Annotated in this window: 7 protein-coding genes; 3 read left to right on the top strand and 4 right to left on the bottom strand. The window is 62.3% G+C overall.

Going from position 1 to position 7,699, the window contains the following annotated elements:
* Window positions 1-54: 54 nt before the first annotated feature.
* Genes ACODTO_RS29280 through ACODTO_RS29265 form a run of 4 tightly spaced genes read right to left on the bottom strand, consistent with a single transcriptional unit; the run spans window position 55 to window position 3,500 of the window.
* A complete protein-coding gene (locus tag ACODTO_RS29280; RefSeq protein ID WP_139645301.1) occupies window positions 55-540 on the bottom strand; it encodes a flavin reductase family protein in 486 nt (161 codons plus the stop codon).
* 12 nt (window positions 541-552) lie between these two features.
* A complete protein-coding gene (locus ACODTO_RS29275) occupies window positions 553-2,034 on the bottom strand; it encodes an aldehyde dehydrogenase (protein WP_139645303.1) in 1,482 nt (493 codons plus the stop codon).
* The gene (locus tag ACODTO_RS29270) at window positions 2,031-2,864 is read right to left on the bottom strand and encodes an alpha/beta fold hydrolase (protein WP_139645305.1); all 834 of its coding nucleotides are present in this window, start codon (window positions 2,862-2,864) and stop codon (window positions 2,031-2,033) included. Before ACODTO_RS29270 ends, ACODTO_RS29275 begins: the two co-directional genes overlap by 4 nt.
* A 45-nt stretch (window positions 2,865-2,909) precedes the next feature.
* Window positions 2,910-3,500, bottom strand: a complete 591-nt coding sequence (locus ACODTO_RS29265) for an amino acid synthesis family protein (RefSeq protein WP_041022990.1) — start codon at window positions 3,498-3,500, stop codon at window positions 2,910-2,912.
* A 608-nt stretch (window positions 3,501-4,108) separates the two neighbouring features.
* Here ACODTO_RS29265 and ACODTO_RS29260 point away from each other — a divergent pair.
* From ACODTO_RS29260 to ACODTO_RS29250, 3 genes are read left to right on the top strand one after another with little or no spacing between them, the layout of a single operon-like run.
* Window positions 4,109-5,518: a circularly permuted type 2 ATP-grasp protein gene (locus ACODTO_RS29260; protein ID WP_139645306.1), complete on the top strand. Its 1,410-nt coding sequence runs from the start codon at window positions 4,109-4,111 to the stop codon at window positions 5,516-5,518.
* A 3-nt stretch (window positions 5,519-5,521) separates the two neighbouring features.
* Window positions 5,522-6,472, top strand: coding sequence for an alpha-E domain-containing protein (locus ACODTO_RS29255; protein WP_139645308.1), 951 nt, complete (start codon window positions 5,522-5,524; stop codon window positions 6,470-6,472).
* Window positions 6,469-7,266 (top strand): transglutaminase family protein, encoded by a 798-nt coding sequence (locus ACODTO_RS29250; RefSeq protein ID WP_139645310.1) that lies wholly within the window; start codon window positions 6,469-6,471, stop codon window positions 7,264-7,266. The genes ACODTO_RS29255 and ACODTO_RS29250 overlap by 4 nt, the downstream gene beginning before the upstream one ends.
* Window positions 7,267-7,699: the final 433 nt, after the last annotated feature.

Here is a 7,699-nt window from a genome sequence, read left to right as displayed (position 1 = left end):
CCCCCCCCCCCCCCCCCCCACAACGGTGTTCGGCTCAGGTTCTCCTTGCGCCGTTCAGGCCAGGGTGGGCAAGGCGCCCAACTTGCCCTTGTGGTAGATCATCGGCGTGACCGGCTGTTCGGGCAGGATCAGGTGCTTGACCGCGCCGACGATGATCGCGTGGTCGCCACCGTCGTATTCGCGCCACAGTTCGCACTCGATGATCGCCGTGGCCTTGGCGAGGATCGGGTTGCCAAGGTCGCTCAGGTGCCAGTCGATGCCCTTGGCCTTGTCCTTGCCTTTACCGGCGAAGGCGTAGGCTTCGGCAGTCTGGTCGGCGGACAGCAGGTGAATCGCGAACTGCTTGCTGTCCCGCAGGATCGGGTAGGTGTCGGAAGCGTAGTTGGGGCAGAACAGGACCAGCGCCGGGTCGATCGACAGTGCGCTGAACGCACTGGCGGTGATGCCGACGATGTTCCCTTCAGGGTCCAGGGTGGTGACCACCGTGACGCCGGAGGGGAACGAGCCCATGACTTCTTTGTAAATGCCGGGTTCGATCATGGCGGCAGTCTCCTAGCGCATCACGAAGGGGTCAGGCATCGGTGCCTGAGAAAGGTTGATCCACACCGTTTTCAGTTCGGTATAGGCCAGCACCGAATCGATGCCGCTTTCACGTCCGTAGCCGCTGTTCTTGAAGCCCCCGATGGGCGCCATGGCCGAGACGGCACGGTAGGTGTTGACCCAGATGATGCCCGAACGCACGTCCCGGGCCAGGCGATGAGCGCGGCCGAGGTCGCGGGTCCAGATACCGGCGGCGAGGCCGAACTGCGAGTCGTTGGCGATGGCCAGGGCTTCGGCTTCGTCCTTGAAACGAATCACCGAGGCCACCGGGCCGAAGACTTCTTCCTGCATGATCTTCATCGAATTGCGGTCGCATTCGAACAGGGTCGGTTCATAGAACCAGCCTTCGCCCAGGTTCTGCGGACGCTTGCCACCGAGGCGCAGCCGCGCACCCTCGGCAATGGCATCGGCCACCAGGCCTTCAACCACCGCCAGTTGCTGGGCGGTGGCCATAGGGCCCATTTCGCTGCTGTCGTCTTGCGGGCTGCCGATGCGGATGCGCTTGGCGCGCTCTTCCAGGCGCGAAACGAATTCGTCGTAGATGTCGTCCTGCACCAACAACCGCGAGCCGGACACGCAGCTCTGGCCCGACGCCGCGTAGATCCCGGCAATCGCACCGTTGACGGCGCTGTCGAGGTCAGCGTCGGCGAAGATGATGTTGGGCGACTTGCCCCCCAGTTCCAGGGACAGCTTGGCAAAGTTTTCCGCGCTGCTGCGCACCACATGGCGAGCCGTGGCGGCGCCGCCGGTGAAGGCGATCTTGCGCACCAGCGGATGGCGGGTGAGGGCGGCGCCGGTGCTGGGACCGTAACCGGTCACGACGTTGACCACGCCTGCTGGAAAGCCGGCCTCCAGCGCCAGGCGCGCCAGCTCCAGGATGGTCGCCGAGGCGTGCTCGGACGGCTTGATCACGATGGTGTTGCCGGCCGCCAGTGCAGGGGCAAGCTTGATCGCGGTCAGGTACAGGGGGCTGTTCCAAGGAATGATTGCCGCCACCACGCCCATGGCTTCATGCACGGTGTAGGCAAACATGTCCGGCTTGTCGAGGGGCAGGGTGCCGCCTTCGAGTTTGTCGGCCAGGCCCGCGGTGTAGTGGAAAAACTCTGGCAGATAGCCGACCTGGCCGCGGGTTTCGCGGATCAGCTTGCCATTGTCGCGGCTTTCCAACTGAGCCAGTTGTTCCTTGTTCTCGGCGATCAGGTCACCGAGACGGCGCAGCAACTTGCCACGGGCGGTCGCGGTCAGGCCACGCCAGGCAGGGCTTTCGAACGCCATTTGCGCAGCCTGGACGGCGCGTTCGACATCGGCTTCGCCAGCATCGGGCAGTTCGGCCCAGGCTTGGGCCAGGGCCGGGTTCAGGCTTTCGAAGGTCTTGCCCGACAGCGCATCGACCCATTCACCGCCGATGCACATCTGGAAACGTGCGAGCGTCATGCGACGATCCCCTTTATTGGATGTTGTTGGGAGTACGCCTTGTCCAGGAACTCCAGCAGCAACTGGTTGACCAGGCGTGGCGATTCTACCGGCATCATATGCCGCTGTTCGGCGAGTACGGCAACGGCCGCACCGGGAATGCGCGCGGCCAGTTGTTCGGCCATTTCGGGGGTTGAACCCGGGTCCAGTTCGCCAGTGGCGATCAGCGTCGGTGCCTGGATGCTGCCCAGGTCATCGGCGCGGTACATGTCCTGAGTGGCGAACAGTTCGTAAGTGGTCAGGTAACCCTGGGGATCGTTCTTCGCCAAGGTCTGGCGCAGCGCAGCGATCTGTGCCGGGTTGGCCGCTTGATATTCGCGGCTGAACCAGCGCGACAGTGCCGCTTCGGCGTTGGCATCCGGACCATGCTCGGCCGCCTGGGCGGTACGGGCGATGACCCCGGCACGCTGCTCGGGGCTGCGGTTGAACACACTGTTGAGTACCACCAGGCCGTGCAGGCGTTGCGGGTAATGGAGGGCGAAAGCGCGTGCCACCAACCCGCCCATGGAGAAGCCGATCACCGTGGCCTGGGGCAGTTGCAGGTGGTCGAGCAGTTCCAGCAACTGGTCGGCGTAGCCGAGCAGGCCGGTGCCACTGGCGGGACGCGGGCTGGCGCCATGGCCAAGCATGTCATAGGCAATCACGCGGTACTTCGAGGCCAGGCCAACGACCTGGCCACCCCACATTTCTTTGTTCAGGCCGACGCCGTGGATCAAGACCACGGGCTGGCCTTGGCCGGTCGCCAGGTAACTGGTGCCTGCCGGGGTGAGTTCAGCGGTGGGCCGAATCATGGAGCGCTCCTGCATACCTTTTCTTGTTGTGGGGGCCGGGCTGGATCACTGCGCCTTTTCGGCAGCCAGTTCTTCCAGATCGATGTAGCGGTTGCCGATGCGTGGATGCAGGCGACCGCCATCGGCGCAACCCAGCACCACGACGATTTCGTCGGCGCGCGGTGCATCTTCGATTTGCATTTCCAGGGTGATGTAGTGCGAGCGCAGGCCTTCGTCGTCCTTGTGCATCATTGGGATCTGGATCGAGGTGCCAGGGCCGCCGCGCTTGTTGGTGAAGCTCAGGTAGCTCTTGGCCTTGACCGCTTCGCGGTAGTGGTTGCCGAAGCGCAAGGTATGGATCACGGCGGAAGCATGCTCGATTTCACCGTCGGCGCCGACGACGGCGGCCTTGCCGTAGGCTTCGATTTTCTCGGCGCCGCCGATGATGCCCACCAGGCGCTCGACCATCAGTGCACCAAGGTCGGAACAGTTGGCGCGGATTTCCGGCTTCAGGTCTTCGACGAAACCACGGCCCAGCCAAGGGTTTTTCATGACCACCGCCAGCCCGACCATGGTCACCGGCTTATCAGTGACCTTGCCACCTTCGATAAAGGTTTCTTCGACATAGCTGACGATCTTGCGAATTTCGAAACTCATGAGCTGCTCCGTAGACGGGTAAAAGGTGTCTGTGCGTATGATGGTATACCATAATACTGCTGGCGCAAGTACCTCCGTTGAGTTTGTTCGCGAGGAGACGACAGAAGGCCAGCCTTTGAGGCTGTTTTTTGTAGCGAGGCCAGGCTCCGGTACCGCCAGTGAGTACAAATTTCCCCATTTCAGGGCAGCTGATGACAGTTACGTGATTCGTTGCACCGATTCGACTCGTTCCGCTACGCGCTGCCGCAAGCCGAAATAATCGTTTCAGCCCTTGAGCGGCTTTTCAGTCGCCAGAACGAAAATAAATTTCGCTTTAGCGTACGTTTACGCCGGTTTTTCCAGTTGTATGCGTATATACCGTGCGTAGGCACAGCCTTTGCTATGGTTCCTGGGGGGAGGCCATCGCACCGACGGCTTTATCAAGCGGAGACATTCATGGCGCGGATCTAACCGGCGACGCACGTCATCCAGACGCAAAGGCCACAGCAGAGACGGATGTCTATCGAGGTGCTCAGAGAAAACAGGGCTCATTAACGCAAGGCAAGGCCGGACCATTGGAATGACGAAGTAATAAGAAATGCCGTGTAGAACGCGGCTGGGAGTTGGCTATGCCCCGAGCTTTTTTTGATGAAATGTATGATGCCAAGGGTGACTGCCGCCCGCATTACCAAGCCTTCGCACGTTGGCTGGCGGACACGCCGGGCGAACTGCTCGATCAGCGCCGACGCGAAGCCGACCTGCTGTTCCATCGAGCGGGGATCACCTTCACCCTGTACGGGGACGAGCAGGGCACCGAGCGGTTGATACCCTTCGACATCATTCCCCGCAGCATCAAGGCCAGTGAATGGCAAAAGGTCGAGCAGGGCTGCATACAGCGGGTCCAGGCGCTGAACATGTTCCTGGACGACATCTATCACCAACAGCGCATCCTCAAGGAAGGCATCATTCCCGCCGAGCAGGTGCTGGCCAACGAGGGTTACCAGATTGCGATGCAGGGCCTGAACCTGCACCGGGGCATTTACGCCCATATTGCCGGCGTCGACCTGGTTCGTGACGGTGACGGCAGTTACTACGTGCTGGAGGACAATCTGCGCACCCCCAGCGGTGTCAGCTACATGCTCGAAGACCGCAAGATGATGATGCGCCTGTTCCCCGAACTCTTCGCTGCCCAGCGTGTAGCGCCCATCGATCATTACCCGAACCTGCTGCTCGACACCCTCAAGAGCTCGAGTCCGCTGGATAACCCCACCGCGGTGGTCCTGACCCCCGGTCGCTTCAACAGTGCCTACTTCGAACATGCGTTCCTGGCTCGGGAAATGGGTGTGGAACTGGTGGAGGGCGCCGATCTGTTCGTGCGCGACGACCATGTCTACATGCGCACGACCGCTGGTCCCCAGCAGGTGGATGTGATCTACCGGCGTCTCGACGATGCCTATCTCGATCCGCTGTCGTTCAATCCCGATTCGATGTTGGGTGTGCCAGGCCTGATCGCCGTCTACCGTGCGGGCAATGTGGTGCTGGCGAACGCGGTCGGTACCGGCGTCGCCGATGACAAGTCGATCTACCCCTACGTCGATGAGATGATTCGTTTCTACCTCACCGAAGAACCGATCCTGAAGAATGTCCCTACCTGGCAATGCCGCAAGCCTCAGGAACTGTCCCATGTGCTGGCGAACCTGCCCGATCTGGTGGTCAAGGAAACCCAGGGCTCCGGCGGCTACGGCATGCTGGTGGGGCCGGCGGCCACCGCGGCGGAAATCGAAGACTTCCGTGCACGACTCAAGGCCCGTCCCGAGGCCTACATCGCTCAACCGACCCTGAGCCTGTCCACTTGCCCGACCTTTGTCGAAAGTGGCATCGCGCCGCGTCATATCGACCTGCGGCCGTTTGTGCTCTCGGGCAAGGAGACCCGCCTCGTGCCGGGTGGCCTGACCCGCGTGGCGCTTCGCGAAGGCTCGCTGGTGGTGAATTCGTCCCAGGGCGGTGGTACCAAGGACACTTGGGTAGTGGAGGATTAAGACATGCTTTCAAGAACCGCTTCGGACCTCTACTGGATGTCCCGCTACCTGGAGCGCGCCGAGAACCTGGCGCGCATGCTCGAAGTCAGTTACTCGCTGTCGCTGATGCCCCAGGCCGGGCGCAGCGACGGCCATGCCGAGCTGGCGATGTCGCTGCTGGCGGCCGGTACGCTGGACGACTACAACACCCGTTATGGCGAGCTCAACAGCGAACACATGCTGCATTTCTTCGCCCTGGATGACACCAACCCCGGCAGCATCTACAGCTGCCTGCGGGCGGCGCGGACCAATGCCCATGCGGTGCGTGGGCGCATCACCGCCGACATGTGGGAAAACATCAACGCCACCTGGCTGGAGATGCGCAACATCGCCAGCAATGGCCTGGGCCGCTACGGCATCAGTCATTTTTGCGAATGGGTCAAGGAGCGTTCGCATCTGTTTCGCGGGGCGACGTCGGGCACCATCATGCGCAACGATGCCTACTGTTTCATTCGCCTGGGGACGTTCATCGAGCGGGCGGACAACACCTTGCGCCTGTTGGATGCACGCTACGAAATGTTTGGCGAAGAGTCGGAAGAGGTCAGCGACAATTCGGCGCGCGGCTACTACCAGTGGAGTGCTTTGCTACGGGCGCTGTCGTCGTTCGAGGCGTTCAACGAGATCTACCGTAATGCGCCGAATGCCGAGCAGGTTTCGGAGATGTTGCTGCTGCGTGCCGACGTCCCGCGTTCGTTGCATGCCTGCATCGAGGAGCTCGATCAGATCCTCGCCAGCCTGCCAGGCCACAACGGCCGTCCGGCCCAGCGCCTGGCCGCGGAGCTGAATGCGCGCCTGCGTTATTCCGGGATCGACGAGATCCTGGCATCGGGCCTGCACCTTTGGCTGACCGACCTCATCGACCAGATCCGTCATCTGGGCCAGACCGTTCACGAGTCCTATCTGGAGGTCGTATGAAACTGTCCATACGCCACGACACCACCTACCGCTATGCCGATGAAGTCTGCACCAGCATCCAGTTCCTGCGTTTGACTCCGAGGGACAGCCAGCGCCAGCGCGTCCTGCAATGGCATCTGGAGTTACCTCGTCTGGTGCGCAGCCAGCTCGACCCCTACGGTAACATCCTGCACGTGATGACCATGGACGAGCCCCATGGCGCCTTGGTACTGACCGCTTATGGCGAAGTGGAAATCCATCAGGCGGTGGAGATGGAGCCGGACTCGCAGTCGCCGCTGCCGTTCCTGCGCACGAGCCGTCTGACCCAGGCGGATGACGCGCTCAGCGCCTTTGCCATGGAGCAATGTGCGGGGCGGCGCGATCGGGCTGCACTGGTCGATCTGATGGAGGGCCTCGCGGCGCGCATGCCCTATAGCCCGGGCACGACCGCTGTCAGCAGCACAGCCGCCGAGGCGTTTGCCGGCGGTGCGGGCGTCTGCCAGGATCATACCCATGCCTTCCTGGCCTGCGCGCGCAGCCTCGGTATTCCGGCGCGCTATGTCTCCGGTTATTTGTACACCGAAGATGAAACGCATCTGGCGAGCCATGCCTGGGCCGAAGCCTGGCTGGACAACGGGTGGTACAGCTTCGACGTGACCAACCGCCTGACCCGTCCCGACCGACACCTGAAGCTGGCGGTCGGCCTGGACTACCTCGACGCCTGCCCGGTACGCGGCATGCGCCGGGGCGGCGGGGCAGAGCAGATGCAGGCGCGGGTGCAGGTGAACTCGATGGTGCAGGTGCAACATCAATAAGCGAGACATTCGCTGAAACTGAAGGCCTCATCGTCGGATCCCTGCCCGGAGCAGGCTCCCTCCCACAATGGGACTGGCGTCGGACGCAAATCCAGCGACCACCCGAATCCCCCGTGGGAGCGAGCCTGCTCGCGATGACGGCTGCACATCCAACATCTTCGTCATCTGACCCACCGCTATCGTGAGCAGGCTCGCTCCCACAATGGGACTGGCGTCGGGCGCAAATCCCGCGACCACCCAAATCCCCTGTGGGAGCGAGCCTGCTCGCGATGACGGCTGCACATCCAACATCTTCGTAATCTGACCCACCGCTATCGCGAGCAGGCTCGCTCCCACAATGGGACTGGCGTCGGGCGCAAATCCAGCGACCACCCAAATCCCCTGTGGGAGCCGGGCTTGCCCGCGAAGGCGTTCGTACATTCGCTACCGGATG

This window comes from Pseudomonas sp. FG13 (assembly GCF_057809755.1).
The sequence above is the reverse complement of the archived record's forward strand: the minus strand, read 5'-3'. Positions and strand labels throughout refer to the sequence as shown.

Excerpts from the sequence above, each read along its gene's own strand:
- ACODTO_RS29255 (WP_139645308.1), top strand. The coding sequence starts at position 5,522 with ATGCTTTCAAGAACCGCTTCGGACCTCTACTGGATGTCCCGCTACCTG.
- ACODTO_RS29280 (WP_139645301.1), bottom strand. The coding sequence starts at position 540 with ATGATCGAACCCGGCATTTACAAAGAAGTCATGGGCTCGTTCCCCTCC.
- ACODTO_RS29275 (WP_139645303.1), bottom strand. The coding sequence starts at position 2,034 with ATGACGCTCGCACGTTTCCAGATGTGCATCGGCGGTGAATGGGTCGAT.
- ACODTO_RS29270 (WP_139645305.1), bottom strand. The coding sequence starts at position 2,864 with ATGATTCGGCCCACCGCTGAACTCACCCCGGCAGGCACCAGTTACCTG.
- ACODTO_RS29260 (WP_139645306.1), top strand. The coding sequence starts at position 4,109 with ATGCCCCGAGCTTTTTTTGATGAAATGTATGATGCCAAGGGTGACTGC.
- ACODTO_RS29265 (WP_041022990.1), bottom strand. The coding sequence starts at position 3,500 with ATGAGTTTCGAAATTCGCAAGATCGTCAGCTATGTCGAAGAAACCTTT.
- ACODTO_RS29250 (WP_139645310.1), top strand. The coding sequence starts at position 6,469 with ATGAAACTGTCCATACGCCACGACACCACCTACCGCTATGCCGATGAA.